At 68.3% G+C, this 26,225-nt stretch carries 24 protein-coding genes; 5 read left to right on the top strand and 19 right to left on the bottom strand.

Annotation, left to right across the window (positions count from 1 at the left end; translation table 11 throughout):
* Nucleotides 1-17: 17 nt before the first annotated feature.
* The 13 genes from P1J78_RS00205 to P1J78_RS00145 all read right to left on the bottom strand — a co-directional run bounded on the left by P1J78_RS00205 (nt 18) and on the right by P1J78_RS00145 (nt 12,336).
* Nucleotides 18-1,214, bottom strand: a complete 1,197-nt coding sequence (locus P1J78_RS00205) for a CaiB/BaiF CoA transferase family protein (RefSeq protein WP_275565290.1) — start codon at nt 1,212-1,214, stop codon at nt 18-20.
* Nucleotides 1,211-2,377: a CaiB/BaiF CoA transferase family protein gene (locus P1J78_RS00200; protein WP_275565289.1), complete on the bottom strand. Its 1,167-nt coding sequence runs from the start codon at nt 2,375-2,377 to the stop codon at nt 1,211-1,213. The genes P1J78_RS00205 and P1J78_RS00200 overlap by 4 nt, the downstream gene beginning before the upstream one ends.
* Before the next feature lie 24 nt (nt 2,378-2,401).
* Nucleotides 2,402-3,622, bottom strand: coding sequence for an FAS1-like dehydratase domain-containing protein (locus P1J78_RS00195; RefSeq protein ID WP_275565288.1), 1,221 nt, complete (start codon nt 3,620-3,622; stop codon nt 2,402-2,404).
* A 225-nt stretch (nt 3,623-3,847) separates the two neighbouring features.
* Nucleotides 3,848-4,426 (bottom strand): cysteine hydrolase family protein, encoded by a 579-nt coding sequence (locus P1J78_RS00190; RefSeq protein ID WP_275565287.1) that lies wholly within the window; start codon nt 4,424-4,426, stop codon nt 3,848-3,850.
* Between the two features lie 66 nt (nt 4,427-4,492).
* The gene (locus P1J78_RS00185) at nt 4,493-5,128 is read right to left on the bottom strand and encodes a GntR family transcriptional regulator (protein ID WP_275565286.1); all 636 of its coding nucleotides are present in this window, start codon (nt 5,126-5,128) and stop codon (nt 4,493-4,495) included.
* A 66-nt stretch (nt 5,129-5,194) separates the two neighbouring features.
* Nucleotides 5,195-6,016, bottom strand: a complete 822-nt coding sequence (locus tag P1J78_RS00180; protein WP_275565285.1) for an N-acyl homoserine lactonase family protein — start codon at nt 6,014-6,016, stop codon at nt 5,195-5,197.
* A gap of 8 nt (nt 6,017-6,024) precedes the next feature.
* Nucleotides 6,025-6,762, bottom strand: coding sequence for an ABC transporter ATP-binding protein (locus tag P1J78_RS00175; RefSeq protein ID WP_275565284.1), 738 nt, complete (start codon nt 6,760-6,762; stop codon nt 6,025-6,027).
* On the bottom strand, nt 6,755-7,531 hold the full coding sequence (locus P1J78_RS00170; protein ID WP_275565283.1) for an ABC transporter ATP-binding protein: 777 nt from the start codon (nt 7,529-7,531) through the stop codon (nt 6,755-6,757). Before P1J78_RS00170 ends, P1J78_RS00175 begins: the two co-directional genes overlap by 8 nt.
* Nucleotides 7,531-8,517, bottom strand: a complete 987-nt coding sequence (locus tag P1J78_RS00165; protein WP_275565282.1) for a branched-chain amino acid ABC transporter permease — start codon at nt 8,515-8,517, stop codon at nt 7,531-7,533. Before P1J78_RS00165 ends, P1J78_RS00170 begins: the two co-directional genes overlap by 1 nt.
* Entirely contained in the window at nt 8,510-9,400 is an 891-nt protein-coding gene (locus tag P1J78_RS00160; RefSeq protein ID WP_275565281.1) for a branched-chain amino acid ABC transporter permease, read from the bottom strand. The genes P1J78_RS00165 and P1J78_RS00160 overlap by 8 nt, the downstream gene beginning before the upstream one ends.
* Nucleotides 9,397-10,293 (bottom strand): NAD(P)-dependent oxidoreductase, encoded by an 897-nt coding sequence (locus P1J78_RS00155; RefSeq protein WP_275565280.1) that lies wholly within the window; start codon nt 10,291-10,293, stop codon nt 9,397-9,399. The genes P1J78_RS00160 and P1J78_RS00155 overlap by 4 nt, the downstream gene beginning before the upstream one ends.
* 4 nt (nt 10,294-10,297) lie before the next feature.
* Nucleotides 10,298-11,047, bottom strand: a complete 750-nt coding sequence (locus tag P1J78_RS00150; RefSeq protein WP_275565279.1) for an SDR family NAD(P)-dependent oxidoreductase — start codon at nt 11,045-11,047, stop codon at nt 10,298-10,300.
* A gap of 77 nt (nt 11,048-11,124) precedes the next feature.
* Entirely contained in the window at nt 11,125-12,336 is a 1,212-nt protein-coding gene (locus P1J78_RS00145; protein WP_275565278.1) for an ABC transporter substrate-binding protein, read from the bottom strand.
* A gap of 282 nt (nt 12,337-12,618) precedes the next feature.
* On the opposite strand from P1J78_RS00145, the gene P1J78_RS00140 reads away from it, so the two are divergent.
* The 3 genes from P1J78_RS00140 (at nt 12,619) to P1J78_RS00130 (ending at nt 16,520) form a co-directional block, all read left to right on the top strand.
* Entirely contained in the window at nt 12,619-13,854 is a 1,236-nt protein-coding gene (locus tag P1J78_RS00140) for a CaiB/BaiF CoA transferase family protein (RefSeq protein ID WP_275565277.1), read from the top strand.
* A gap of 173 nt (nt 13,855-14,027) precedes the next feature.
* A complete protein-coding gene (locus P1J78_RS00135; protein ID WP_275565276.1) occupies nt 14,028-15,299 on the top strand; it encodes an MFS transporter in 1,272 nt (423 codons plus the stop codon).
* A 138-nt stretch (nt 15,300-15,437) separates the two neighbouring features.
* On the top strand, nt 15,438-16,520 hold the full coding sequence (locus P1J78_RS00130; RefSeq protein ID WP_275565275.1) for an extracellular solute-binding protein: 1,083 nt from the start codon (nt 15,438-15,440) through the stop codon (nt 16,518-16,520).
* Here the strand turns inward: P1J78_RS00130 and P1J78_RS00125 are convergent, their stop codons facing one another.
* Nucleotides 16,521-17,042: a DUF6647 family protein gene (locus tag P1J78_RS00125; protein ID WP_275565274.1), complete on the bottom strand. Its 522-nt coding sequence runs from the start codon at nt 17,040-17,042 to the stop codon at nt 16,521-16,523. It abuts the gene before it with no gap.
* A gap of 176 nt (nt 17,043-17,218) precedes the next feature.
* Here P1J78_RS00125 and P1J78_RS00120 point away from each other — a divergent pair, with 176 nt between their 5' ends.
* Together P1J78_RS00120 and hisD are read left to right on the top strand one after the other, a co-directional pair.
* Nucleotides 17,219-19,672, top strand: coding sequence for an AfsR/SARP family transcriptional regulator (locus tag P1J78_RS00120; protein WP_275565273.1), 2,454 nt, complete (start codon nt 17,219-17,221; stop codon nt 19,670-19,672).
* Nucleotides 19,673-19,890: 218 nt separating this feature from the next.
* Nucleotides 19,891-21,216 carry a histidinol dehydrogenase gene (hisD, locus tag P1J78_RS00115; protein WP_275565272.1) on the top strand — a complete coding sequence of 442 codons (1,326 nt, stop codon included), beginning with the start codon at nt 19,891-19,893 and terminating at the stop codon, nt 21,214-21,216.
* On the opposite strand, the gene P1J78_RS00110 is transcribed toward hisD, so the two are convergent.
* From P1J78_RS00110 to P1J78_RS00090, 5 genes are all read right to left on the bottom strand, one after another.
* Nucleotides 21,198-22,547, bottom strand: coding sequence for an amidase (locus tag P1J78_RS00110; RefSeq protein ID WP_275565271.1), 1,350 nt, complete (start codon nt 22,545-22,547; stop codon nt 21,198-21,200). The genes hisD and P1J78_RS00110 overlap by 19 nt on opposite strands.
* Complete coding sequence (locus P1J78_RS00105) at nt 22,544-23,239, bottom strand: RraA family protein (RefSeq protein WP_275565270.1); 696 nt, start codon at nt 23,237-23,239, stop codon at nt 22,544-22,546. The genes P1J78_RS00110 and P1J78_RS00105 overlap by 4 nt, the downstream gene beginning before the upstream one ends.
* Entirely contained in the window at nt 23,232-23,933 is a 702-nt protein-coding gene (locus P1J78_RS00100) for an alpha/beta fold hydrolase (RefSeq protein WP_275565269.1), read from the bottom strand. The genes P1J78_RS00105 and P1J78_RS00100 overlap by 8 nt, the downstream gene beginning before the upstream one ends.
* Nucleotides 23,930-25,054: a cobalamin-independent methionine synthase II family protein gene (locus P1J78_RS00095; RefSeq protein ID WP_275565268.1), complete on the bottom strand. Its 1,125-nt coding sequence runs from the start codon at nt 25,052-25,054 to the stop codon at nt 23,930-23,932. Before P1J78_RS00095 ends, P1J78_RS00100 begins: the two co-directional genes overlap by 4 nt.
* 69 nt (nt 25,055-25,123) lie before the next feature.
* A complete protein-coding gene (locus tag P1J78_RS00090) occupies nt 25,124-26,089 on the bottom strand; it encodes a cupin domain-containing protein (RefSeq protein ID WP_275565267.1) in 966 nt (321 codons plus the stop codon).
* Between the last annotated feature and the right edge of the window lie 136 nt (nt 26,090-26,225).

Below are 26,225 nucleotides of genomic sequence, written 5' to 3'. Positions count from 1 at the left end.
GGTGTCAGTCGGCGGCGTCAGTAGATCGCGCGGTCGGCGATCAGGTCGCCGATGCGGGCCTGTCCCAGCCCGAGCAGTTCGCCGAAAACGTACTCTTCATGCGCGCCCAGTTCGGGCGTGCCGCGCGTCATGCCCGGCTGATCGCTGCCCGAGAACCGCGCCGGGAAGCCGACCGCGGCGCGCGTGGTGTCGCCGGTCTCGGCCACGTCGACGATCGCGCCGCGGGCCCGCATGTGCGGGTCGGCCGCGATATCGGAGGCGCGCCACGACAGATGTGCCGCGATGCCCGCCTCCTGCAGCGCCGCGGCGGCGGCGTCGGGGGCCTGGGTCGCGGTCCAGTCCGCGACGACGCCATCCACCTCGGCGCGGTTGGCAACGCGGGCGGCGGCGGTGGCAAAGCGGGGATCGGACGCGAGATGTTGGCGGCCCGTCAGGGCGGCGAGCCTGCGCCATCCGGCATCGGTATCGACCGCGATGCTGAGCCACCGGTCGGCCTCCGCAGTAGGGTACAGACCGTGCGGCGCGCGCTGCGGGTCCTCGTTGCCCATGCGTTCGGGCGCGACGCCGGCACCGGCCGCGGTCAGGGCATCGCCGACCAGCGAGGACGCGACCTCGCGCGCGGCGACGTCGACATGGCTCCCCTCGCCCGTGCGGCGGCGCTTGTGCAGCGCGGCGACCGTGGCGAGCGCGGCGTTCATGCCGACCGAGTGGTCCATCACGTGCCGCATCTCGAGCGGCGGACCGTCGCGGTAGCCCGACAGATAGCCCAGCCCGCCCCACGCGCCGAACAGCGGGGCGTAGCCGGCAAAGTGGGAATCCGGGCCGGTCTGGCCGGAGGACGACACCAAGACCATCACGATGTCGCGCCGCACCTCGCGCAGCGCCTCATAGCCCAGCCCCAGCCGCTCCATCACGCCGGCGCGGAAGCTTTCGGCGGCGACGTCCGAGACGGCCACGAGCCGTTTCGCCAAGGCGACCCCCTCGGGGTGCTTCAGGTTCAGCCGCACCGACAGCTTGTTCGACGCGACCTGGTCGAAGGTCGCGGGGCCGGCGCGGCCGTAGACGGCATGCGGCTTGCGGAAGATGTCGGGGCGCAGCGCGGTCTCGATCTTGATGCATTCCGCCCCGAGCTGCGACAGCATGTGGGTACAGAACGGCCCGGCCGCGTGGACCGTGAAATCGGCGATACGGATGCCTTCCAGCGGCCTGGTCATGCCTGGACCCTCCGCGCCTCGGGCGGGACGCAGGACATCAGAAGCTGCTGGTCCGCGCCGGGCTTCGGGGCGCCGCGCGTCACTGACAGCGGCTCGGGGCCGAAGCGGAAGGGGGCCGACTGGATCTGCACCCGGCCCTCGCCCGGCATCGCGACCTCGCGGAAAATCTCGCGCGCCGTCTCCTGGCCGCCTTCCAGGATGTCCTGCGGCGTGTTGTAGGGCGCCATCGGCACGCCGAGCTCCTGCGCCCGCGCGACAAGATCGGCGACGGACTGATCCTTGGCCCAGGCCCGGATGTTGGCGTTGATCATGTCGCCCCGCGCGCTGCGTTCGGCGCTGTCGGTCAGGGCCGGATCGGTGGCCCAGTCCGGCCGCCCGAGCAGGTCCACCAGACGCTGCCACTGGCGCTCCTCCAGCGTCAGAAGCTCGACGAACCCGTCGCGGCACTCGATGACGCCGCCATAGCGGAACGACCGGGTCGTCCGGTGCTCGACCGCGCCGTCGCCATAGCGTTGCACCGCGAAGGCGCCGATGGCGACATTGGCGTCCTGGACCGAGACGTCGACGAACTGCCCCTGCCCCGACCAGAGGGCCGAGAGCGCGGCCAGCGCCGCGGTGACGCCGCCCTGCATCTCGGCGAAGTGGCCCGCGATCTTCAGCGGCGGGCGGTCCGGGAACAGGTCCGCCGACAGCCCGTTGGGCAGCAGGAACCCCTCGCCGCCCGCGTGGATCAGGTTGATCTCGGCGCCGGCCCAGCCCGCCTTGGGCCCCTCGGCGCCGAAGGGAAGCACCGACAGATGCACGAGATGCGGATGCCGCTCGACGATGCCGGCCGGGTCGAGCCCCTGCGCCGCGCGATCCGCGACCGGCGTGTCGTCGATCAGGATCTGCGCCGCCGCGACAAGACCGTGGAACGCTTCGCGCCCCTCGGGGTCGCCGAGGTCGCACAGGACGCTGCGCTTGTCGGCCGCGAGGTAGGCGAACAGCGCGCTGCCGCCTCCGGGCAGGAACGGCGCCTCGCGCCGCAGCGGGCTGTGCTCCGGCGGTTCCGCCATGAAGACCTCGGCCCCCATGGCGGCGAGAAGCCGGCCGGCATAGGCGGCGGCCACGCCCGAGGCGCGCTCCACCACCCTGATGCCGTCGAGTGGTTTCAGATCCTGCATTCCGATCGCCCCGCGGCCTCTTGCTCAGCGAACGACCGGCAGCTCGAGGTCGAGCGCGGAACCGTCGAAGAAGACCCGAAGCTCGGGATTGCGGGACTGCAGGGCGACCGTGGCGATCCCCGGCGTCGTGATCTCGCCGCGCTGATTTTCGCCCCAGATCTCGATATCGACAAGCGCGTGGCCGTCCTTGATGTACTTCTTGGACACCTTGCCTTTGCACCAGGTGCTGTCGCCCATCGTGTTGAAGCGCCGCATCTCGGTGCGCACCCGCTTGAGGAAGGCCGCGTCGCCCATCCAGTTGGTGACCAGCGATGCCATCCAGGACGACCGCTGCGGACCGTAGTCGTAGACGCCGGGGACGCCGACTTCCTTGGCGGTGGATTCGCGGTGGTGGCCGATGCCGGTATATTCGATGCCGCCACCCGCCTCGGGATTGCGGAAGAAGTGGCCGGGGTGCTTCATCGCGTTCTGGAACACTACGCCATGCGTGTGGCCACGCCCGGAGCCGACGAGAAAGCCCATCGTGTCCATCAAGGACAGCGGGCCGCGCACGATGGTGTCGAGCGTCTCGCCCTCGGTCACATCTTCCCAGTAGCGCACCTTGGATCCGCGGATCTTCTGCGGTTCTTCCATGATGCAGGCATCGAGTTCTTCATATTCTTCCTGGGTGTATTCGTAGGTCTTGATATCCTTGTACTTGCCCGCGTCGCGCGCCGCCTTGCGCTCGTGCCGGGTGCAGGTGCCGAGGGCGCGGGACAGCATGTCGCCATGCTGGTTATAATATGTCGCCTCGACATATTGCAGGACGAGCCGGCCGGAGAACTTGGATTCCTTCTCCTCGATGCCGATCACGCGCTCGATGGCGTTGATACGGTCGCCTGGTCGGATGTGGCGGAAAATCTCCCAGTCATTGCCTGCATAGAAGCCGTGAACGCCAGGCAGACCCCAGCGGGTGCGACCGATCCAGCCCAGCGCCATGGGGAACATCGGATGGCCCAGCTGGGTGCCGTAGCGGGAGGCCGCGCCGTAGCCCGGGTCGCGATACAGCGGGTTCAGGTCACCGATGCCGTTGCACCAGTTGCGGAGCGTGTCTGCGGTGGCGTCCTGCAGATACGGCCCCTCGGGGCGCAGCTGCAGGCCGATCATGTCCTTTGCGGCCGCGACGGCCTCGTCGGTGATCTTGCCCTCTGCCGGCGCGCCGCCGACATCCGCGTTCTTCTTGTCCATAGCGTCTGCGCTGGTCACGAGACTCGCCTCCCATTCGGTATCCAGGTGTGCATGGATCCGGGCGCGCGATGGCCGCTCGGATCCGTTGGTTCGCAGTTTTGATGCATTATTTAATGGCTAGGGTCAAGCCGGATGCGCCACATAATGCATTTTTTTCGTGAATTTCTCCGCATTTCGGTGAGAAACGGCATCAAAATGCCGAGCAAAGGCACGCTGCTCGACATTATAATGCATTCTTTGGCTTCAGAATTCGACCTCGGCCGCCGTGGTGATCCGCGAGAAGCGCTTCAGCCCCGACAGCGCGTGCTCATGCTCCTCCCGGGTCGCGCCGGCGCAGCAATCCTCGAGCAGAACGCAGTCGTAATCCCGGTCGTGCCCTTCCCGCACCGCCGCCGAGACGACGCCGTTGGTCGAAACGCCGGAGAGAATCAGCCGGCCGATTCCCTGCGCGCGCAGCAGCGGTTCCAGCTTGGTGCCGTAGAACGGGCTGACGCGGTGCTTGACGATGTCGGGATCGCCGTCTTCGGGCGCGAAGCCCTCGTAGACCTCGGTGCCCCAGCCGCCCAGGGTGAAGACGCCGTTGTCGCGCGCCTTGGAGAAGACCGGGGAGCCGGGCGGGCATTCGGCGTAGTCCGGCGAAAAGCCGACCCGCACATAGCCCACCATCACCCCCGCCTCGCGCGCGCGGCGGATCGCGAGTTTCGTCGCATCGTACACGCCGCGCTCTTCGCACAGCGGCACGTAGCTCTTGCCGCCCATTCCGTCGGGATGGACAAGGTCATTCAGCATGTCCATGACCAGAAGAATGCTTTTCGGGGCCATCGCTGTCTCCTTGCTTTCAGCGTTCCGGTGCCAAAGCCACACCGGAACCGGAGACAGGTGCCCGGACTACTCGGTGTAGCTTTCCTTGAATTCTTCCCAGCCGGCGCGGATGTGGCTGCGCAGCGCGCTCAGCATCTCGCCCTCGTCCCGCGCGAGGATCGCGCTCAGCATCGCGCGATGCTCGGCCGAGGCGCGGTCGATCCGGTTGTCCAGCTTGTTGATCAGGTCGAACGGGTAGCGCGCCCAGAGCGCCCGGACGAAGCGCAGCGTCTGAGGCAGGTCCGCGGCCTGGTACAGCAACTCGTGGAAGCGGTAGTTGATCGAGCGCACCGCGTCCCGGTCGCCCGTCTCCGACGCGGCCTCCAACTCGCCCTGCAGCGCGGTCAGCTCCTCCAGATCCTTCTGGGTGAGGCGAGACATCGCCTTGAGCGCCAGCTTGCATTCCAGCGTGACGCGCAGGTCGACGATCTCTTCCGTCGCGTTCATGTCGAAGGGCGCCACTACCGCACCGCGATGCGACGAGGCCAGCACGAAGCCCTCGGCTTCCAGCAGCTTGATCGCCTCGCGGACCGGGGTGATGCTCATCCCCGTCATCTCGGCGATCTGCGCCTGTTTCAGCTTCGATCCCCGCGCGAACTGGCCGGAAATGATGCCTTCCCGCAGGAAATCCGCAACCTGCTCTTCCTTGGTCTGTGACTTCAAACGGCTGACCTTCCATGCCTTGTGGCAGACATGTATAGCACGCCCCTCGCGGGATGATGCAATATATCACTGCGCCGCCTCCCGACGCCGCGCGGGCGCCACATCGAGCCGCAGGATCTGCCCCGCGCGGGTCGCGTCGAGCGGCGGGTAAAGCTCGGCCAGGCGCGGGTCGTGGGCGGGAAGGACATGGTCGTCGCTGTCGGCCAGCGCGCGGATGCGGTCGTGCGCCGCGATCATGTCAGACAGGTTGAATGCGACGGCAAAGGGCACGCCGCGCTCGTATTCCTCGTAGTAATGCAGCGCGTCCGAGGCGAGCACGACCCAGCCCCGCTCGGTCCTGACGCGCACCACCTCCTGGCCCGCGCAATGGCCGCCGACCCAGTGGACGGTCACGCCGTCCGCGATCTCGGCGTCGCGGCCGTGAAGCGTCAGGCGGTCGGCGTGCAACAGGTTGACCAGCCGGTTGATCTCGTCCGGCTCGTAGGCGCGGCGGAACCACGGCTTCTCCATCCACGGGCCGGTGACATAGGCCATCTCCTCGGCCTGCATGTAGAAATGCGCCGCCGGGAAAGCGTCGAGAAAGCCGAGGTGGTCGTAATGCGCGTGGGTCAGGATCACCGTGTCCGCCGTCGCCGCGTCGATCCCCAGCACGGCCAGCGCATCGACCGGGCTCAGCAGGTGGCGGTGACCGTGTTTCGCGGACTTCGCCGGGTCCATGCCGGTGTCGACCACAATCGTCCGGTCGCGCCCGATCAGCACCCAGGAGTAGAAATCCAGCACCAGCGGTGCGGTCGGATCGGCCTCGAGGATGAAGTTGTTGCCGCGCGTCCGTGTGTCGTTCACCGCGTGGCGGATCGCGTAGACCTCGTATGTCGCAGGGTCCGTCATCGCCGCCTCTACGCCGCCGTTGCGCTGGCGCCGAGATAGGCGTCGATCGCCGCCTGCCGCGCCGCCGGGTCGCGCAGGCTTTCGGCGTCCTGATGCCCGACGATCCGGCCCGAGCGCAGGAAATGCACCTCGTCGCAAAGGCGGATCGTCATGGCGAGGTTCTGCTCGACCAGCACGATGGACAGGTCGCTCTCCTGCCGGATCGCGCCCAGCCGGTCGAACACCCGGCGCACCAGGAGCGGAGCCAGACCGAGCGAGGGCTCGTCCAGCAGCAGCAAGCGCGGCTCGGCCATCAGGCCGCGGCCGATGGCCAGCATCTGCTGCTCGCCGCCCGACAGCCGCCAGGCCGAGCGGTCGGCCTTCTCGGCGATCTCGGGGAACAGGTCGAGCACCATCTCCATCCGGCTCTTCCGCCGCGGACCCGTCAGCTGGTAGCCCCCCAGCACGAGGTTCTCGCGCACCGTCATGTGGCCGACGATCTGCCGTCCCTCGGGCACGTAGACGACGCCCCGCGCCACCCGCTTTCTGGCAGGCATGCCCGAGATGTCGGCGCCGCGGAGCGTCACCGTGCCTACCGCCGGGATCAGACCGGCCACCGCCTTCATGATCGAGCTCTTGCCCGCCCCGTTCGCGCCCAGCAGGGCCACGACGCGCCCCTGCCCGACCGAGAAGGACACGTCCTCCACCGCCTGCGCCCGCGCGCCGTAGAACACGGACAGGCCGTTCACCGTCAGCACGTCAGTCATCGTCGCTCCCCAGGTAGATGCGGATCACGTCGGGGTCGCGGCGCACCTCGTCGGCGGTGCCGCAGGCGACGAACTCGCCGAAATTCATGACGTAGATCCGGTCGCAGATCGACATGACGAGATCCATGTCGTGTTCCACCACGACCATCACCAGCCCGCCGGAGCGGAGCTTGCGCAGGGTCTGCATCAGGTCGCGGGTTTCGGAGTTGTTCAGCCCCGCCGCCGGTTCGTCCAGCAACAGCACGTCAGGCTTGCCGACGATGGCGCGGGCGATCTCGACCAGCCGCAGCATCCCCGGCGGCAGCGCGTCGGGCAGGCTGTGGGCGGCATCGGCGAGGCCGAGATCGGTCAGCGCGCCCATCGCGGCACGCTCCATCTCGGCGCGTTCGGCCCGGCCGCGCGGCAGGGGCAGGAAGGCGTTCAGCCAGCCCGCGTGGTGGTTGCGCGCGACGCCGATCATCACGTTCTCCAGCACCGTCAGGTCGAGGCTCAGCGCCACATGCTGGAAGCTGCGGACAATCCCCTTGCCCGCACGGGCGGCGGGCGACAGGCCGTCCAGGCTTTGCCCCGCATAGGCGATCTGCCCCTCCTGCGGGGAATAGGCGCCGGTCAGGCAGTTGAAGAGGCTGGTCTTTCCGGCGCCGTTCGGGCCGATGAGGCCGGTGATCTCGCCGGCCCGGAACGTGACATCCAGCCCCTTGAGCACCTTGATGCCGCCGAAGGACAGCGAGATTCCCTGTCCCGTCAGCGCATTGGTCGCGGCGTCCATCACGCACCTCCCTTCCGGCGGCCCATCGCCTGCGTCAGCCGCGGCAGGTAGTGCCCGGCGAGGATCACCCCCAAGAGCGCCACCCCGTAGAGCACCGGGATCCAGGCGCCCGATGCCGACAGGAACTGCGGGATCAGCGTCAGGAAGGCCCCGCCGATCAGCGCGCGCGGGAAGGTCAGGCCGTAGACGCTGACCACCGAGCCCACGAGCAGGAAGATCGCGGCCCAGAAGGTGAAACCCGAGGGCGAGACCGTCGAGCCCGCGAAGGCCAGCATCGCGCCGCAGAGCGCGGCGATGCCGCCCGAGATGCCCATGACCGCGACCCGCGCCCAGACCTGGCGGGCCCCGAAGGCGTCGGCGGCGGCGGGATGCGATTTCGACAGCAAGAGCGCCAGGCCCTGCCGCGACCGCCGCAGCCGCGCCAGCCCGTAGGTCACCGCCAGCAGCACCGCCAGCGCGGCGTAGTAGCGCTGCAGCGACATCTTCACCCCCGGCACCAGCGGTTCCGAGACATAAAGCCCCTCGTAGCCGCCGGTCAGGCCGTCGGCGTTGTTGATGATCTCCGGCACTGCCAGCGCCAGCGCCAGTGTCGAGACGGCAAGGTAGATCCCCGACAGCCGGCGCGAGGGCCAGGCGAAGAGGATGCCCGCGACCACGCCCAGCGCCAGGGCCGGCGGCACGCTCAGCCACAACGGGATGCCGAAGCGGGTGTCGAGGATGGCGACGGTATAGGCCCCCACCGCCGAGAAGAACGTGTGACCGATCGAGACCTCGCCGCCGTAGCGAACGAGCACGCTGACCGACAGCACGCCGATGGCATTGGCGAAGCAGATGCCGAGGGCGAAGACCCAGGATCCGGCGACCACCAGCGGCAGGCAGAGCGCGACGGCGATCAGCAGCCAGGTGCCGACCTGCGCCGAGATCAGGCTACGCCATCCGGCCTGGTCCACGGGCGACAGCGGAAGGGATACGTTCTGATCAGACACGGAAGCCCTCCACACGCGCGAGAATGCCGTTCGGGAAGATGTTCAGCGCCAGCATGATCAGGCCCAGCAGGAAGGTGCTGGAGTATTCCGGCGATACGTAGAAGGTGAAGAGGTTCATCAGCACCCCCACCAGGATGCCGCCGACCAGCGCGCCCGGCAGGCTGGCGAAGCCGCCGATCACCGCGGCCGCGAAGGCCTGCAGCATGAAGGCCGCCACGGTCGTCACGCTCAGGAACGTCGTCGGCACGATCAACAGCGCGCCGACCACCCCGAGGATCGCCGCGACGATCCAGGCGAACAGGTGAACCGACCGCAGGTTCAGGCCGCAGACTTCCGCCGCGAACGGGTTCTCCGAGATGGCGCGGAAGGCGATGCCGAGCTTGGTGAAGTCGATCACGAAGAACAGCGCCCCGATGGTCACGACCGCCACGGCAAGCACCGTCAGATCGTAGCCGGTAATGCGCAGCCCCAGCACCGCGGTACTGAACCGTGGCACCGGCAGGTCGAGGCTGACGATATCGGCCCCGAAGATCAGCAGCGTCGCGCCCTGGGCGATCAGGCCGATCCCCAGCGTCGCGATGGTGGCCGTCAGGTCGGACTCGAACACCAGCGGCGACACGACGGCATAGCTCAGGAAGGCGATGGCGATGATCGCGATTATGGTCAGCAGCACCGCCGCGCCCCAGGACAGCTCCAGCAGCACGCCGCTGGAAAATCCGTAGATCAGGAAAGCGGCGAAGCCCGCAACGTTGCCGTGGCTGAAATTCACCACCCGCGAGCACTTGAAGATCATCACCAGCCCCAGCGCCCCCAGCGCATAGAGGCAGCCGGTGATCATCCCCGACCAGACGAGCGGAAAGAGATCCCGGAGAATGTCGCTCATGCCGGCTCAACGGACATCGATCCGTCCTCCACCAGCTGGATCACGCAGGGAAAGTAGCGGTCGCCGAAGCCGCGTTCGACCGCGCGGGCATAGTAGCTGCGGGCGGTTTCCGCGGCCGGCAGGTCAAGCCCGAGCTGCCCCGCCAGCTCGAAGACATAGCCGATGTCCTTCACGGCATAGGCCGGCGAGAACGCCTTGGCCGGGAACTCGCGCGGGGCCATCGCCTTGCGGCCGTGGTTGCGCAGGACAAAGCTGTCGCCCGACCCCTTGGACACCGCATCCAGCAGCGTCTCGGCATCGACGCCGGCCTTCTCGCCCAGCACCATCATCTCGGACAGCGCGACCGTGTTGGCGAAGACCAGCATGTTGTTGACGAGTTTCAGCACCTGGCCTGCACCGACCGCGCCGCCATGCGTCACGTCGGTGGCGACATAGTCCAGCATCGGGCGGATGCGGGCGTATACTTCCTCCGTCGCGCCGACCATGATGGACAGCGCGCCCTTCTGGGCCGCCTCGCGGGTCCGCGCGACCGGAGCGTCGGCGAAGGCGATCTCCTTCGCCGCCAGCGCCTCGCCCACCTTGCGGGCCGTCGCGACGGGGGTGGTCGACAGGTCCACCACCGCCGTGCCCGGCGCCGCCGCGTCGGCGATGAGCCCGGCGACCGTCTCGACCTGCGCGCCGCCCGGCAGCGACAGGAAGATCACGTCCGCCTCCGCCGTCAGCGCCTCGACCGAGGCCGCGCGCTCCGCCTTGGTGTCGGACAGCGCCGCGAGCGCCTCTTCCGACAGGTCGAACACCAGCACGCGGCCGGGATGCTTCACCGCCATGTTCCGGCTCATGGGGCCGCCCATGACGCCGAGGCCGATGAATCCGATTGTCTCTGTCTTGGCCATTGTCTCAGTCCATCAACATGCCGCCGTTCACGTCGAGAACGGTGCCGGTTATCCAGTGCGATTGCGGAGAGGCGAGGAACAGGATCGCCTGCGCGATGTCCTCGGGCTGGCCGAAACGGCCGAGCGGGACACTGCCGTTGGGCGACGGGGCCGCGCGCTGGGTGACCGTCTCCCACATCGGGGTCTCGACCGGGCCGGGCGCCACCGTCGAGGCATAGACCCCGTGCGCCGCGCCGTTCTTGGCGACCCATTTCATCAGCCCGTGGACCGCCGCTTTCGCGGCGACATAGGACGGGCCCGACGCCACGCCGCCGATCTTCGACGCGATCGAGCCCAGGGCGACGATCTTGCCCATCCCCTGCTCGGCCATGACCGGAAAGACCTCGCGCACCGGGTTCACGACGCCCATCAGGTTCACGTCCAGCATCTGCTGCCATTCGTCGTCGGTCGACTCGATCAGCGGGCGGTGCGAGATCGTGCCGGCGCAGAGCACCAGCGCGTCGATGCGGCCGTGCTCTGCCTTCACCGCGTCGATCAGCGCCTTCGTCTCGTCCCGCGAGGTGACGTCGTACGTGCGGTAGTGGATGTCTGCGGTGCCGAAATCCGGCGCCTCGGTGATGTCAGTGGCGATCACGGTGGCCCCCGCCTCGGCGAACGCCAGGGCCGTTGCCCGTCCAATGCCGCCGGCCGCGCCCGTGATGAGGGCGATCTGACCGTCAAGGCGCGCGGGTCCGCTGATCGGAATACTGCTCATCTTTCCTCCCAAGTTTCTGGTGCAGTCGTCGGAAACGGTGGCCGGCTCCTCCTCCGGCCACCGCGATCGGCATCAGACTACTGCGTCTTCGCGCCGTCAAAGACGACTTCGGGGTAGGGCCGGAACTCCTTGACCAGAACGAATTCGTCGCCCTGCGCCTGGATGATCCCCTCCTGCCGGGTGCCGCGATGGTCGCCCGGCTCGAAGGTCACGCCACGCGCGCCGCCGACCGAGGCATCCTCCAGCGTCTCCAGCGCCTTCACCAGGTTCTCGCGCGTCAGCTCGTCGCCGGAGGCCAGCAGCGCCTCGAAACCCTTGTGGAAGATCGCCGCGTTGCTCCAGCCGTTCAGCCCGAACACGCCGACGGGGTCGTCGGGGTAGTATTCGGCGATCGCGTCGCGATAGGCCGCGACCTCGGGCGCGTCGCTCGACACCGGCAGCAGCCAGGACGAGAAGTGGACGCCGTCCAGCAGGTCACCCGGGAGCTTCAGCGTCGAGGGGTCGGCGGTGAAGAACGGCGCGAACCATTCCACGTCGACGCCCTGCAGATCGGCCGCCTTCAGCGCGGCCGCCAGGTTGGCGTTCGAGCCGAACAGGATCACCGCCTCGGCGCCCGAATTCGCCACGCGGCGGATATGCGGGCTGAAACTGGTGGTCTTCACGTCGAACGGCACCGATGCGGCGGGCTCCATGCCCATCTCGGCCATGTAGGCGTCGAAGCCCCGCTTGGCCGACTTGCCGAGTTCGTCGTTCTCCCACAGCAGCGCGACCTTGGTCAGGCCGAGATCGTTCACCGCGTAGTCGAGGTTCGACGCCGCGGACCAGCCGTAGTCCGGCAGCAGCGGGAAGATGTTGGGCTCCACGAAGAACGCGCTCGCCCCGCCGATCGGGCCGACCATGGGCAGGCCGACTTCCTTGGCATAGGGGATCACCGCAACGTTGGTCGCGGTGCCGATGGACGCGGACAGGGCGAAGATGCCGTCGTCGTCGACCATCTGGCGGGTCACCGCCACCGAGCGCGCCGGGTCATAGCCGTCGTCCTTGGTGACATAGTTGATCGTCCAGCCGTCGATCCCGCCGTTTTCGTTCAGGTTGCGGTAATAGGCTTCCGCCGCGTGGGTCAGGATCGCGTAGAACGGAACCGGCCCGGTGACGGGCGTGAAGGCCCCGATGGTGACGGTCTTGTTCTCGGGGTCGATCCCCACGTCCTGCGCAGCGGCCGGGCTCGCCAGCCCGGCGACCGACAGCATCAGGCCCGCGAAGAGCCCCTTTCCATAGTCCAATGGCATTTCTTCTCCTCCCTTGAGATTCCGCGTTTCCCGGGACGGTAGGGGCATCTCGGCTGCCGGTCAATGCAAAATGCATTTTTTATCGGAGACCGGGCGACGGCAAATGGCCCGAACCTTTGTAATTTCGCAATAAAATTAGCTCTCCGGCTAAGGTGCTTGACCTCCTCTCGGCCGAATGAGCGGCAATATAATGCATTTTACGCTTGCCCCACCCTCGCGGATTTGCCATCAGTCGGGCGGTTCCGACCACGCGGGGACGCGCGGCAGACAGAGGAGGTTCGGATGCAGAACGGTGTGCTGGCCGGCAAGACGGTCATCGAACTCGGCAGCATGATCGCCGCCCCCTTCGCAACGCACATCCTGCAACAGCTCGGCGCCGAGGTCGTCAAGATCGAGCCGCCGGGCGGCGAGACGACGCGCAAGCTGGTGCGCGGCGGGCCGAGCGGCAGCTACCTCGCCTTCAACCGCGGCAAGAAGAGCCTGTGCCTCGACCTGCAATCGGACGCCGGGCAGGAGATCTTCCGCAAAATCGTCGCGAAGGCCGATATCGTCGTGCAGAACCTGTCGCCCTCCGCCGCCCGTAAGCTCGGCGCGACCTACGAGGACTGCCGCGCGGCGAATCCCGGGATCGTGTTCTGCCACATCAAGGGCTACGGCGCCGGGCCGATGGCGGAGGAGGTCGCCTCGAACCCCATCGCCGAAGCAGCGACGGGCGTCATGTTCTCGAACCGGGTCGACGGCCGCCCGTCGCGGCTCGGGCCGTCCTATCACGACCAGTTCGCCGGCTGCTACGCGGTGATCTCGGTTCTGTCCGCCCTGCTCTCCGACGACCCCGCGAAGCGCAACATCGAGCTGGGGCTCTACGAGACCGGCCTGCACATCGCCGCGCGCGACCTGCTGGGCGTACAACTCAAATCGCAGCTGCTGGGACGGCCGGAGCAGGAGCCCTCGGCCGAGTTTAGCATTCCCGGTTACGGCGCCTACGAGACGGCGGACGGGCGGTGGATCTATCTGGTCATGCTGACCGACGAGCATTGGCGACGGTTCTGCACGGCGCTCGGCATCGCAGCGGACCCCGACCTCGCCACGCTGCGCCAGCGTCGCCGCGCCCGCCCAGAGGTGGAAGAGATCGTGTCCGGTGCCGTCGGCGCCGTCCGCTACGACGACCTGGCCGCGCGGCTGACCACGGCCCGCGTCGGGTTCAACGAGGTGCTTTCGCTGGACCGCGTGCTGGACGCCCCGCAGGCGCAGGAGGCCGGCAAATGCTCTGACTTCGACTTCGGCGACTATGCCTTTCACGGCCCCGACCTGCCGCTGCCGGCGCAGGTGCGACAGGACGGGCTCCGCGACGCCCCTCCCCTTCTGGGCGAGCACAGCGCCGAGGTTCTGGGCGACCTCGGGTATTCGCCGGAAGAGATCCGCGAGATCCTGACCAACCGGACGGCCCGCGTGGCGGACGAGGATCGGCCGCTTTGGGCGAAGCCCGAAGGCCCGAAGGCAGCGGTGCACGGCGAATAGCAAAGGCGAAGGAGCGGGCGATCCCGCTCGCCGGCGCGCACCGTACGCGCTGCGTCGCTCCGACGGCGGTTTGTCGGAAACGACCCGACAACATTGACACGGGCGGCCGGGAGATGCGCATCTGTCATGCAGGAAGACGGCGGCGGTCCCGCCCCACATGACGAGGATGCGACTTGAACCAGGTGTTGTCGGGGGTCTGGCCCCTGTTGCTCGGTATCGTGCTGATCATGCTGGGCAACGGCATGCATTTCACGCTGATCGGGCTTCGCGGCGGCATCGAGGGCTTTTCGGCCACCGAACTGGCCATCGTCACCTCCGGCTATTTCGCCGGGTTTCTCGCCGGGGCGCGGCTCAGCCCGGTCATGATCAAGCGGGTCGGGCATGTGCGGGTCTTTGCTGCGCTCGGCAGCTTCATGTCGGCGGGGCTCATCGCCTTCCCGCTGGTGACCGAACCCTGGGCCTGGACGCTCCTGCGGCTGCTCGTGGGCTTCTGCATGTCGGGCATCTACGTCACCGCCGAGAGCTGGTTGAACGACGCCTCCACGAACGAGACCCGTGGCAAGGTGCTGGCGGCCTACATGATCGCTCAGACCCTGGGCATCATCGGGGCGCAGGCGCTGCTGAACCTCGGCGACGCCGCGACCTCGGCGCTTTTCATCGGCGCGTCGATCCTTGTCTCGATTTCCTTCGCGCCGATCCTTCTTTCGGTCTCTCCGGTGCCGGCTGCGGAAGTCGCGCGGCCGATGCCGCTGCGAAAGCTCTTTGCCGGCTCGCCTCTGGGCACGGTGGGGATCTTCCTGCTCGGCGGTGTCTATGCGACCCAATCGGGCATGGGCGCGGTCTTCGGCTCCGAGATCGAGATGAGCGCCGCGCAGATCTCGCTGTTCGTGGCCATGCTCTTCGCCGGCGCGCTGGTCCTGCAATATCCGATCGGATGGCTGTCGGACCGGATGGACCGGCGCAAGCTGATCTTCGGCTCCGCCGTTCTGGGCGCGGTCTGCTGCGGTCTGGCATGGATGGCCGGAGACCTTCTGTGGGCCCTGATGGCCGCGGCGTTCTTCGCAGGCGGTGTCACGACGCCACTCTACGCCCTCTTCCTGGCCTACACCAACGACGCCCTCTCCGCCGAGGACATGCCGGCCGCGTCCGGGGGCCTCGTGCTGACCTTCGGGGTCGGCGCGATCCTGGGGCCCCTGGTGACGGGCGGGGCCATGCAGCGGTTCGGGCCGTTTGCGTTCTGGCCTGCCCTGGGGGCGACATTCGCCGCAATCGCGCTCTATTCGCTCTATCGCATGACCCGGCGTCCCTCGGTCCATGCAGGCGAGACCGAGAGCTACCTCGGCGTGGTGCCGACCGCGTCGCCCGTGGCCGTCGAAGCGGCCGGGGCATGGGCTGCGGAACAGGCCGAGGCGGGCCGCGAGGCGACCGCCGAGAGCGACAAATAGGTGCGGGTTTGAACGAATGCTCGCAGCGCTCCTGCACGCTGACGGACGGCGTTTGGCGCCGGAGACCGTGACCGGCTCAGCAGCGCCGCGAACGGCCGGAGGTTGATTGATCCGACGGGCGGGACGTAACATCGAACGATGACCGACAGCAGACACAGGGCCCGCCTCGCTCCCGCACTCCTGTTCGCCGCGCTGGCGCCTGGCTGGACCTGGGCCGACGATCTGAGGGTCGTCACCTGGGGCGGCACCTACCAGACGAGCCAGGAGAACGCCTACGCCCCCGGCTTCGGGCCCGAGATCGAATGGATCGAGTATCGCGGCGGCCTCGACGAGATCCGCGCGCAGGTCGAAGCCGGCGAGATCACATGGGACGTCGTGGACGTGCTTGCCCATGACGCGCGCATCGGCTGTGACGAGGGGTATTTCCTGCGTCTTCCCGACGACCTCTTTCCCGAGGAGATGGCCGGCGATCTGGTGATCCCGCGGCCCAACGACTGCGTGGGCCCGAACATCACCTGGTCCTGGGTGACGGCCTACGACACGGCGCGCTTTTCCGACGAGGCCCCGGCGTCGGTCGCCGATTTCTTCGACACCGATACATTCCCCGGTCCGCGCGCGATCGCCGCCTTTCCGCAGGCTAACCTGGAGATGGCCCTCCTGGCCGACGGCGTGGCCGCGAAGGACGTGTACGACCTGCTTGCGACAGAAGACGGGCAGGACCGCGCATTCTCGGTGCTGAACGGCATCGCGGCGGATCTGCATCTGTGGTCGTCCGGAGAGGAGCCCATCCGTCTTCTGCAGAACGGCGAGGTCGCAATGACCACGGCCTATAACGGGCGTGTGGCGGCCGCGGAACTGTCCGGCGAAACACGCATCGGCACCATCTACGACGGGCAGATCCTCGACGAGGAATGGTTCGTTGTCGTCGCAGGGGCCCCGAACGAAGCGGCCGCGCTCGACTTCCTCCGCCACGTGGCCGAGCCCGAGCAGCAGGCGGCGCAGGCGCGGTGGATACCCTATGGCCCGATGCGGAAGTCGGCGCTCGACATCATCGCGGCGGGAGAACCCTGGTTTCACACCGGCGTGCCGGTTCTGCCGCATATCCCGTCGCGCGAAGACCGGATCGAGAACGCGCTCGTGCTCGATCCGCAATTCTGGGCCGAGCACGGGCCGGACCTCACCGAGCGGTTCGCCATCTGGCGCAGGGGGCTTGGCCTGTGATCAGTCGGGGTGATGGTCGCGCACCGCGCAGCTCGACGCAAGCAGCACCCAGGCCCAGTTGAAATCCCCCGTTTCGCCATGCGCGTTCAGATAGTCCTCCTGGATCAGGTAGGCGTCCCACTCCATCGCCTGCGGGCAATACCAGTGCTTCGCGTTCGCCTGACGGTGGTGCACCATTTCGTGCAGGAGCACGCTGCGGTCGAAGGCGGTCACGCCGTACCACTGCCGCACGAGGTAGATCGTCGCCGTGTCGGCATCGTAAACGCCCCGCACGGTCTGGTCGATCTGGGTCATGTGCCCGTCATAGAGGATGTCGGCCCCGGGCTGGACGAATTCGACGCGGGCCAGCGGCACGTCCGACCGCGGCAGGTCGGTGTAGCCGTCGAGCCAGAGGTTCAGTTCCTCCATCGTGTCGAGGATCATGCGTTGCTCGTAGGGCGCCTCGTGGCCCTCGATCAGCGGGGCCGCGCCCGCGGGGGCGGCGAGGATCAAGGCGATCAGGCTGGATTTGAGAATGGTCATCGGACAGGCTCCCATGCGCTGCGTTGCAATGGGGACTGCTTGCCCGGCGCCTCTCAGATTCGGGCCAATCCGGTCTCAAGACGCTCTCAAAAGTGGCGTCGTGGGCGCCGTCGGGGTCGGAACCGTCCCACGCAGCCGCTTGACCCGGCCTCCGGCTTGGCCGGATGCTCGATGGGATGACGCGGCTTCAGGCTACCCTTCTCGGCACGTTCGCGCTTGCCACCGGCGATCGCCGTCCGATCCCCATCGAGACACGGAAGGCGCGCGCGCTCCTGGCCGTTCTCGTCATGGCCAAGGGTCAGCCGCTCCGGCGCGAGCAGCTTGCCAACCTTCTGTGGTCCCGCGTCGATACGCGCCAGTCGCTGGCCTCGCTCAGCCAGGCGCTCTACAGCCTGCGCCGCGCCCTTAACGGGACGGCCCCGGATCTCATCAAGGCCCGGCCCGACACCGTGGCGCTCGACGCCGATCTCCTATCGGCCGACGCCTGGGAGCTCGAAGCAGCATTCACGGAAGGCGGCGAGGCCGGGCAGAGGTGTTGCCTGAACCTGTATGAAGGCCCGTTCCTCGACGATCTCTCCATCGACACGGAGGAGGGCTACGCGGAATGGCGCGCGGCCGAACGCGCGCGGCTTGAGGGCTATGCTGTCGACGGCGGCACCGCCCTGATGGCGGCCTGGGAGCGTGCGCCGGAGGCGGCGGAGATGCCGCTCGTCGACCGGCTCCTGTCGATCGACCCCTACAACGAACCGGCCCTGCGCGTCCGGATGCTGCTGCTTGCCCGCGCCGGACGCCCCGCCGCGGCCATCGAGGCCGCGGACGCCTTCGCCACGCTGCTTTCCACGGATCTCGGCATCGCGCCGTCCGACGCGCTTGCCGACCTCGCGGCGCGGATCCGCGCCGGCGCCTTCGACGACGCGGCCTCGAACGCCAGCCGCCCCCGCCGGCCTGTCCCGGCGCTCCGGCCCGTCGTCATCGCGATGGCAGGCGCCGTCCTTCTCGGCGCGGCGCTCCTGTGGGCGACGCTGGCCCCCGGCCCCCGGCCCGACCCGGATATCGTCCGGCTGCTCGTCCGCCCCTTTGACGCGGGCGACGGGGTGGCGCCGGACCTTGCGCGCGGGTTTTCCGACGACCTCTCGACAGCGCTCGTCCGGCGGTCCGACATCGACGTGCTGTCGCGCGAAAGCGGGCGCCTCGTGGCGGATGGGGACGAGGCGTCGAGCGGCGCCAGTCACGTCCTGCGCGGACGCATGCGGAGCGACGAGGACCGGTGGGTGCTTAACGTCTGGATCACCGAAACCGATGGCGGGCGCGAGATCTGGGCCGACCGCTTCGCCGGATCGGAAGACGCGCTTCGCGCCGTGCGCGACGCGACCGTCACCCGGATCTCCGAGGGGATCGGCATCGCGCTGACACCCTTGCCCGCGACCGAGCCGGTCGCACTTCCCGAGGCCGCCGTACCGGCCTATCTGGCCGCCCTCGGCCGGCTGCATTCCGGCGCGCCCGAGGGCAATGCAGAGGCCATCGAACGGCTGACCGAGCTGGCCGAGGCGCATCCCGACGCCCCCGAACCCGTTGCAGGATTGGCCATCGCCTACGAACGGGTCGCCTTCGGGGCGGACGATTTCGCCCGCGCCGCGGGGCTGCATTGGCTGGAAGGTTACTTGCGGCTGAAACGGGAGCTTGCCGCGGCCAATGTGGAACACCCCGATATCCTGGCCGCACGGTCAAGGCTCGCGCTGCGCCGCCTCGACCATCTTGCGGCGCAGGATCTCGCCCGGCGGGCACTCGACCTGGACAGCGCTCATGTCGGCGCGCTCGCGGTTCTGTCGCGAAGCCTCGCGCTCACCGGCGAGACGGATGCCGCGAGGCGTCTTGCGACCCGGGCGATCGTGCTGTCGCCGGCCGCGCCGGAGGACGGATACCTGTCGCTGGGACTCGCGGCCTTTGCCGACGATGAGATGGACCGCGCCCGCGAGGCGGTCGAGACGGCGTTCCTGACAGCGCGGGGCCGTCCGCTGCAGCTCCTCGCCCTGCGGTCCGCCATCCTCGCCGGCGCGGACGAAGCGGCGTCGCGCGCCGCGTTCCGGGAGCTTGTCGCGGCCCTGGAAAGCCGCCCCTTCGGCGCCTGGCGGATGGGCGATGTGACCTATGAGAACCCGCGTGCCGCGACATGGCGGCGGCCGACCGCGGCAGAGGCCGCGACCCTGATCCGTTTCGCGGACGCGGCGGTCGATGCGCGGTTCCGCAACCGACTGTTCGAGGCCTCCGGCGAGGCGGAGGACGCGCAGAACATGGCGCGGGCGGTCCCGCTCTCGGGGGCGGAGATCGAGGAGCGCCTGTTCGACCGCCGGATTGCCGGTCGCCGGACATGGCTCGTCCTGCAGGACTGGACCCAGGTGCGCACGGCCGACGGCGTGCTGTTCCAGGACGGCGCCTTCGGTCCGCTGCCGCGCGCGAGAGAGGGACGAAGCCGCGTCGTCGACGCGCGCCTCTGCGACAGGTGGGTCTGGGAGGAAACCGAGATCGAGAATTGCCAGCTTGTCATGCGAGACGGGGCAGGCACCCCGTCCGTGCTCGTCGGTGAAACGGGCTGGTTTCCCTTCGTGACGGCAGAGACAGGACAGCCATAGAGGGCGCCGGAAGACGAACCGGTCAGCTGCATTGGTCGCCGTCATTGGACCGCATGCAATGTCGGGTCACCGAGAGCAGCGCACCGCGCCGGACACATGGCCGCAACCTGCTTCGATCCACGTCACTCATGAAACCCTTGGAAACAGGATCCGTCCGCACCTTCCCGCCGAAGTGAATACGTTTGCAATTTCGGCTGGGCTTGCTACAAGACTCGCGTTTGACAACGCTCTATCCGAAAGGGATCGTCTTGCTTACCCATGCCGCCAGCTTCCAGGGCGTCCGCCATCTCCGCCGCCCGTCCGAGACCGCGGGCGCGGAAGCCTCCAATCTGGAAAAGACCGTATCCGAGATCCTCTCTGCCGTGCGGGAGCGCGGCGATGCGGCCGTCACCGAATACGCGCAGAAGTTCGACCGGAGCGACCTGACGTCCTTCGAGGTCGGACCGGAGGCGCGCGAAGCTGCCCTGGCAGAGCTCGATCCGCAGACCCGGGAAGATACCGAATTCGCGATTGCAAACGTACGCAGATTTGCCGAGGCGCAGCTTGAGACGATGCTGCCGCTCGACGTCGAGATCCGCCCCGGCGTGCATCTGGGCCACCGCATCATCCCCATCGGGCGCGTGGGCTGCTACGTCCCTGGCGGGCGTTACCCGCTTTTGTCCGCGCCGATCATGACCATCGTCCCGGCCAAGGTCGCCGGCGTGGACGAGGTGATCGCCTGCCTACCGCCCAACGCCCACCGCGCGATGATCGCCGGTTGCCACCTGTCCGGCGCCGACCGGATCTTCCTGATCGGCGGCGCGCAGGCCATCGCAGCCATGGCCTATGGCACCGAGACGGTGCCGGCGACGGACAAGATCGTCGGCCCCGGCAATGCCTTCGTGAACGAGGCGAAACGGCAGGTCTTCGGCCCCGTCGGTATCGACCAGCTCGCAGGTCCGTCCGAGATCTACGTTGTCGCCGACCAGACCGGCGACGCCGAGATGATCGCGACCGACCTGCTTGCTCAGGCCGAGCATGACGTGAAAACCCGGGTCGGCCTGATCACCACCGATGCCAAGCTGGCCGAAGCCGTCGAGGCAGAGGTCGCCCGCCAGCTCACCGAACTCGCGACAGCCGAGACCGCGCGGGAGGCCTGGGAGGCCAAGGGCGAGATCGCGATCTGCGAGGATACGACCGCGATGATCGCCTATTCCGATCATATCGCCGCCGAACACCTGCAGGTCCACACCGCCGACCCGCAGGCGACGGCCAGAGAGCTGCGGAACTACGGTTCTCTGTTCATCGGCGAGATGGCCAGCGTCGTTTACTCCGACAAGTGCTGCGGCACGAACCACACGCTGCCCACCATGGCGGCGGCCCGTTACACCGGCGGGCTTTGGGTCGGCAGCTACGTCAAGACGGTCACGCATCAGTGGATGGATGCCGAGGGCGTGAAGGCGGTCGCGCCCCCCGCCGTGCGCCAGAGCGCCAGCGAGGGGCTCGACGGGCATCGCCGTGCCGCGCAGCTGCGGCTCGACCGCCTTCAGGCGAAGGCCGGCTGAAGCACGGAATGATCGGTCGCCGCCTCGAAGGCGGCGCCGATCGCCAGCACCGTCGCGTCGTCGCCATGCCGTCCGACGATCTGCAATCCCATCGGCAGACCGTCGGCATATCCCATCGGCACGGAAAGCGCCGGATGCCCGGTCAGGTTGAAGGGTATGGTACGCATCGGCGTCCAGACCGGAACCCCGGCCCGGAAGGCCGAAAAGGCCGGGGCGGGCGTCAACGTCGTGGGCAGGATCAGCGCATCGTGGTCGGCCAGCAGCGCCTCGATCTGCGTCCGAAGCGTTTCGACCCGCGCGCGCGCCGCCTTCAGCCGCGCCACTCCGATCTCGCCGCCCGACAGGATACTGGCCCGCGCCATCGGTCCGACCGCCTCGGCATCGGCCGCCGCCACATCGGCCCCATGCGCGGCAAAGCCTTCCGACAGCAGGATGTCCGAGCCGACCGTCTCGATCCCCGCATAGTCCGGCAGTGCGCGGATCTGTACCGTCGCGCCACACAGGCTGAGCACCGAGGCCGCGGCATCGAGCAGCGGCATCAGGTCCGCGTGGGCCGCCTCGTCCTCGGCCCAGCCGCGTCCGTAGGCGAGACGCAGCCCGGCGACCGCGCGCTCCGACCCGGCCACCTGCCCCGACAGCACGGCCGCCGCGGCGGCTGCGTCCGCGGCCGTTCGCGCGACGACTCCGACGTGATCCATTGTCCCCGACAATTCCATGACGCCGTCCCGCGGCACTGCACCTGCGGTCGGCTTCAACCCTACGACGCCGCAATAGGACGCCGGGCTGCGCACCGATCCGCCGGTATCCGTGCCAAGGGACAGCCGCACCAGCCCTGCCGCCACCGCGGCCGCCGACCCGGAGGAAGAACCGCCCGTCACGTGATCCCTGTTCCATGGGTTCTTCGGCTGTGGATAGAGGCTTTCGGCGTCGGGTCCGACGGTCGCCATCTCATAGCTTGCCACGAGGCCGAGCGGCACGGCCCCGCCATCGATCAGGCGTTGCACCGCCGGCGCCGTCTCGCGCGCCCGCCGCGTCGCCTGCAGGCGCGAGCCCCAGCGAACCGGCCAGCCGGCGACGTCGATCACGTCCTTCACCGCGAAAGGAATTCCGTGCAGCGGTCCGAGATCCGTTCCTGCCTGCATCCGCGTATCCGCCACACGCGCCGCGGCCAGGGCCTCCTCCGCCGCGACATGGACGAAGGCGCCGATCCGTCCGTCCTGTGCCTCTATCCGGTCGACATGGGCGCGCGTCAGTGCTTCGCTGGTCAACCGTCCACTGCGGAGCGCTCTGCCGGCCTCCGCGAGGGTCAGGTCGCACGGGCTGTCCGTCATGTACGGGCCTTCTCGAAAGCGCTCCATGCCGCCTCGAACGTCTCGAAATCGAAGCCGTCCTCGCGGGCGGGACCGAGGACCAGGTCTTCCGTGCGTCGCATCTTGTCGATGGCCGCAGGCAGCGCCTCGAGCAGCTCCGGCGGGATGACCACCGCGCCGTGCCGGTCGGCATGTACCAGGTCGCCCGGCCGCACCGTCAGGCCGAAGAGCGTGACCGGGACATCGATCTCCGTGACATGCACGAAGGCATGACTGGGCCCGATCGACCCCGCGATCACCGGAAAGCCGGGGGCGAGGTCGCCCAGATCCCGCATCACCCCGTTGGTCACCGCTCCGGACATGCCGAAGCCCTTGTGCACGCTCGTGTTCACCTCGCCCCAGTATGCGCCCACGCAGTTCGGGTAATCCTGGTCCTCGACCACCGCGACCGACGGCTTCGTCCCCTCGGCCATCGCCTTGTAATAGGCCATGCGGCGGGCCCGGACCTCCTCGGCCGGGTCTTCCGGTGGGGCCAGAGCGGCGATCCGCGCAGTCACGGCATACCCCACGATCGCAGGCGCTTCGGGGTCGGAGCATTGCACGGTGCCGCGGGTATAGGCGTCGAAGCCGCGCGTGCCCTGCGCGGTCTCGATGGCGTTGCAGATCGTGGGCGTGTCGACGCTTTGCAGGAGCGTCAGAAGCTCGTCATTCATCGGTTGTCTCCAGCCAGTCCGCCAGGGCGGCATTGGTCTTTTCGGGTTGTTCCAGCGTGGGCAGGTGCCCCGCCCTCTCGATCACGACCAGGCGGCTATCGGCCACCAGATCATGCATCAGCGCGTGCCGCTCCACCGGGCAAAGCGCGTCGTCCCATCCGCAGAGGATCAGCGTGGGGCATGTCACCGACCGCAATGTCTCCTGCCGGTCCGGCCGGTCGCGCAGCGCAAGCGACTGGTTCACGAATTGCTCGGGGCCCAGCGCCATCGCCATCTCCATGCAGAGGTCGAGGATCGCGGTGCGGTTCGGCCCCTCGGTCAGATAGTTGGGCTTCATCTCGTCGCGCATGACGGCGTGCAGCGCCCCGGCGCGCGCCTTGTCCATCTGCGGGGCGCGGCGGGCCTGCACCTCGGGCCGTTCGGCCAACGGGTTCGTGTCCAGAAGCGCCAGGCCGGCCAGCCGCTCCGGCGCCTGCGCGGCGATCTCCATCGCCACGATCCCGCCCATGGACAGCCCCGCCAGCGCAAAGCGCGGCGGGGCGTCGGCCAGCACCTGCGCCGCGAGCTCCGTCATGGTCGCCGCCCCGCCGATCGGCGCGCACTGCATGGCCCGGCTCCCGGAGAACGCGGCGAACTGCGGCCCGAAGAGCCGCGCGTCGCACATCATGCCCGGGAGAAGGACAAGCGGCGTCATGCCACCCGCGCCGCTCCCTCGGCCATGGCCGCGAGCTTGGCATAGGCGATGTCCGGATCCACGGCGCCATAGCCCGCGAAGGTGCCAAAGCCGCAATCCGACCCGGCGATCACGCGATCCGCCCCGACGATGTCGACGAAGCGCGCGATGCGCTGCGCCACGAGGTCCGGGTGCTCGACGAAATTCGTGGTCGTGTCCACCACGCCAGGCACCAGCACCTTGTCCTCGGGAATGTCTGCCTTGCGGTCGCGGAACACGGACCATTCGTGGCCATGCCGCGGGTTCGAGGTTTCGAACAGGACATAGCGCGCGCGGGCCGACATCAGCGTGTCGAACATCCGGGACATCGGGATGTCGCAGACATGCGGTCCCTCGTAATTGCCCCAGCAGATGTGGATGCGGACCTTCTCTTCCGGTATGCCGTCCAGCGCGTGGTTCAGCGCCTCCACATGGGCAGCGGCGACCTTGACGAAGGCCTCGTCCGAGAGATCGGTGAACAGCATGTGCCGCGACAGGGCGAGGTCCGGACAGTCGAGTTGCAAGTCGAGGCCGGCATCGACGATGGTGCGGTATTCCTCGGCCATGGCGTCGGCCAGGGCGGCGAGATAGGCGTCCCGCGTCGGGTAGTGATCGTTCTGCAGGAAGAGCGAGATCACCCCGGGGCTCGCCGCGTTCATGAACCCACGCTCGACCCCGTGCTCGTCCATCGCCGCCTTCAGGTTGTCGATGTCCTTTCGCAGCGCGTCCTGCCCCTTGGATTTCACCTCGCCCACGCACATCGGGCGGGCGTATTGCGGTGTCCCGCCCTCGTCGGCGATGCGTTTGAGAAAGCTCGGGAAGGCCTTGAGATCGGCCGGCGCGTTGCGCGGGCTGTCCCCGTCGAAGCCGGTATAGCGGTCTTTCACATAGGTCGCGTAGGAGATCTTCGAGGTTTCGCCATCGGACACGATGTCGATCCCCGCCTCCTTCTGCTTGCGGACCGTGTCCGAGACCGCGCGGGTCATGCAGGCGTCGAAGGCGTCGGCGTCATGCGCCTCGCCGCGTTCGCGGGCGAAGATGAAGTCGACCACTTCCTGCGTCCGAGGGAGCGAGCCGACATGGGTGGTCAGAACTCGGGTCATATTGCTGCCTTTTCGGTCTGTTGCCGGGGCGCGGCGGACGCGGGCCGCCACCGCGCGCCCGCTGACGTCTCAGCCTCTCCAGGTCGCCCCGGCGGGATCGTCGGTGCCGACGACGCGATACAGCGCCGCCTCGCCCGTCATCGACGGGACCGCAGAATGGGCCAGGTTTTCCGGCACGCTCATGGTGTCGCCGGGGGCCAGCACGACCGAGCCGCCGTCCCAATCCACGCGCCAGTGGCCCTTCACCGGCATCAGAACCGACGGATGATCGTAGCTGTGCATCTCCTCCGTGGCGCTTTCGCGGGTGACGAAATCCACCTCGAAGCCCGGCCGGTCGCGCAGCAGGCCGGTCTCGCCGATCACGGTCACGGGCTTGCGGTCCGCCAGCGCCACCAGGTCCCAGTAGCGGGCCACGTGGTTCGGCAGCACATCCGCCGTCGTAGGCTCGGGCCGCTTGGCGAGCTCGTCCTCGTTCATCACCGGCATCGGCTTGACGCCATCGGGCAGGTGCTGACCCTTCTTGCTGTCATAGAGCTTGCCGTTGTCGCCCAGGACCAGCCCGTGATCGGCGGCCTCCTCGATCACCTGGGGGGCCCACATCACGCCGCCCCCGGCATCGTCACCGCCGAGGATCGCCATGATCATCCCGTAATCGGTGCCGATGTTCTCGAAGCCGCGGAAGATCCCGGTGGGGATGTTGAAGATGTCGCCGGGCTCCAGCGTGACCTCGCCCGCCGTGCCCCAGCGACCCCAGAAGAAGCGCCAGCGCCCGGACAGGACGAAGAACACTTCGGCCGTGTGGTGGTCGTGCAGCGAGTTGCGGCATTTCGGCGGCTGCCCCGCCGCGCCGATGTTGAAGCCGTGCGGGATGGAGATGTGGACGTGCTGGTCGGGGCTTTCCGAAACGCCGCCGCCGATGATCGTGAAGTTCTCCTTCTGGTTCGAGCCCGGCGTGTGGGCGTCGATGAAGGCGGTCTTGCAGGGTTGCAGCTCGCCATAGCGAACGATGCGGGGTTCCATATCCTGGGGTGTCATCTGTCTGATCCTGAATTCGTGTGAAAGATTGCTCTCGTCTCAGCAGAGGACGCGCCCGGGCGGGCGCAGGTTGAGCCGCCGGGCGCGGCGGCTGGCCAGATAGCCGTGATACGGCGACCAGAGGCGGGCGATGCGG

It is taken from the genome of Psychromarinibacter sediminicola (assembly GCF_029168335.1).
In the GTDB taxonomy this organism is placed as follows: Bacteria; Pseudomonadota; Alphaproteobacteria; order Rhodobacterales; family Rhodobacteraceae; genus Psychromarinibacter; species Psychromarinibacter sediminicola.
This window is presented reverse-complemented; position numbering and strand designations above follow the sequence as displayed.

Excerpts from the sequence above, each read along its gene's own strand:
- P1J78_RS00130 (WP_275565275.1), top strand. The coding sequence starts at position 15,438 with ATGACCGACAGCAGACACAGGGCCCGCCTCGCTCCCGCACTCCTGTTC.
- P1J78_RS00190 (WP_275565287.1), bottom strand. The coding sequence starts at position 4,426 with ATGGCCCCGAAAAGCATTCTTCTGGTCATGGACATGCTGAATGACCTT.
- P1J78_RS00145 (WP_275565278.1), bottom strand. The coding sequence starts at position 12,336 with ATGCCATTGGACTATGGAAAGGGGCTCTTCGCGGGCCTGATGCTGTCG.
- P1J78_RS00090 (WP_275565267.1), bottom strand. The coding sequence starts at position 26,089 with ATGACACCCCAGGATATGGAACCCCGCATCGTTCGCTATGGCGAGCTG.
- P1J78_RS00175 (WP_275565284.1), bottom strand. The coding sequence starts at position 6,762 with ATGACTGACGTGCTGACGGTGAACGGCCTGTCCGTGTTCTACGGCGCG.
- P1J78_RS00150 (WP_275565279.1), bottom strand. The coding sequence starts at position 11,047 with ATGAGCAGTATTCCGATCAGCGGACCCGCGCGCCTTGACGGTCAGATC.
- P1J78_RS00105 (WP_275565270.1), bottom strand. The coding sequence starts at position 23,239 with ATGAATGACGAGCTTCTGACGCTCCTGCAAAGCGTCGACACGCCCACG.
- P1J78_RS00205 (WP_275565290.1), bottom strand. The coding sequence starts at position 1,214 with ATGACCAGGCCGCTGGAAGGCATCCGTATCGCCGATTTCACGGTCCAC.
- P1J78_RS00170 (WP_275565283.1), bottom strand. The coding sequence starts at position 7,531 with ATGGACGCCGCGACCAATGCGCTGACGGGACAGGGAATCTCGCTGTCC.
- P1J78_RS00120 (WP_275565273.1), top strand. The coding sequence starts at position 17,219 with ATGACGCGGCTTCAGGCTACCCTTCTCGGCACGTTCGCGCTTGCCACC.
- P1J78_RS00160 (WP_275565281.1), bottom strand. The coding sequence starts at position 9,400 with ATGAGCGACATTCTCCGGGATCTCTTTCCGCTCGTCTGGTCGGGGATG.
- P1J78_RS00125 (WP_275565274.1), bottom strand. The coding sequence starts at position 17,042 with ATGACCATTCTCAAATCCAGCCTGATCGCCTTGATCCTCGCCGCCCCC.
- P1J78_RS00095 (WP_275565268.1), bottom strand. The coding sequence starts at position 25,054 with ATGACCCGAGTTCTGACCACCCATGTCGGCTCGCTCCCTCGGACGCAG.
- P1J78_RS00100 (WP_275565269.1), bottom strand. The coding sequence starts at position 23,933 with ATGACGCCGCTTGTCCTTCTCCCGGGCATGATGTGCGACGCGCGGCTC.
- P1J78_RS00110 (WP_275565271.1), bottom strand. The coding sequence starts at position 22,547 with ATGACGGACAGCCCGTGCGACCTGACCCTCGCGGAGGCCGGCAGAGCG.
- P1J78_RS00140 (WP_275565277.1), top strand. The coding sequence starts at position 12,619 with ATGCAGAACGGTGTGCTGGCCGGCAAGACGGTCATCGAACTCGGCAGC.
- P1J78_RS00200 (WP_275565289.1), bottom strand. The coding sequence starts at position 2,377 with ATGCAGGATCTGAAACCACTCGACGGCATCAGGGTGGTGGAGCGCGCC.
- P1J78_RS00180 (WP_275565285.1), bottom strand. The coding sequence starts at position 6,016 with ATGACGGACCCTGCGACATACGAGGTCTACGCGATCCGCCACGCGGTG.
- P1J78_RS00155 (WP_275565280.1), bottom strand. The coding sequence starts at position 10,293 with ATGGCCAAGACAGAGACAATCGGATTCATCGGCCTCGGCGTCATGGGC.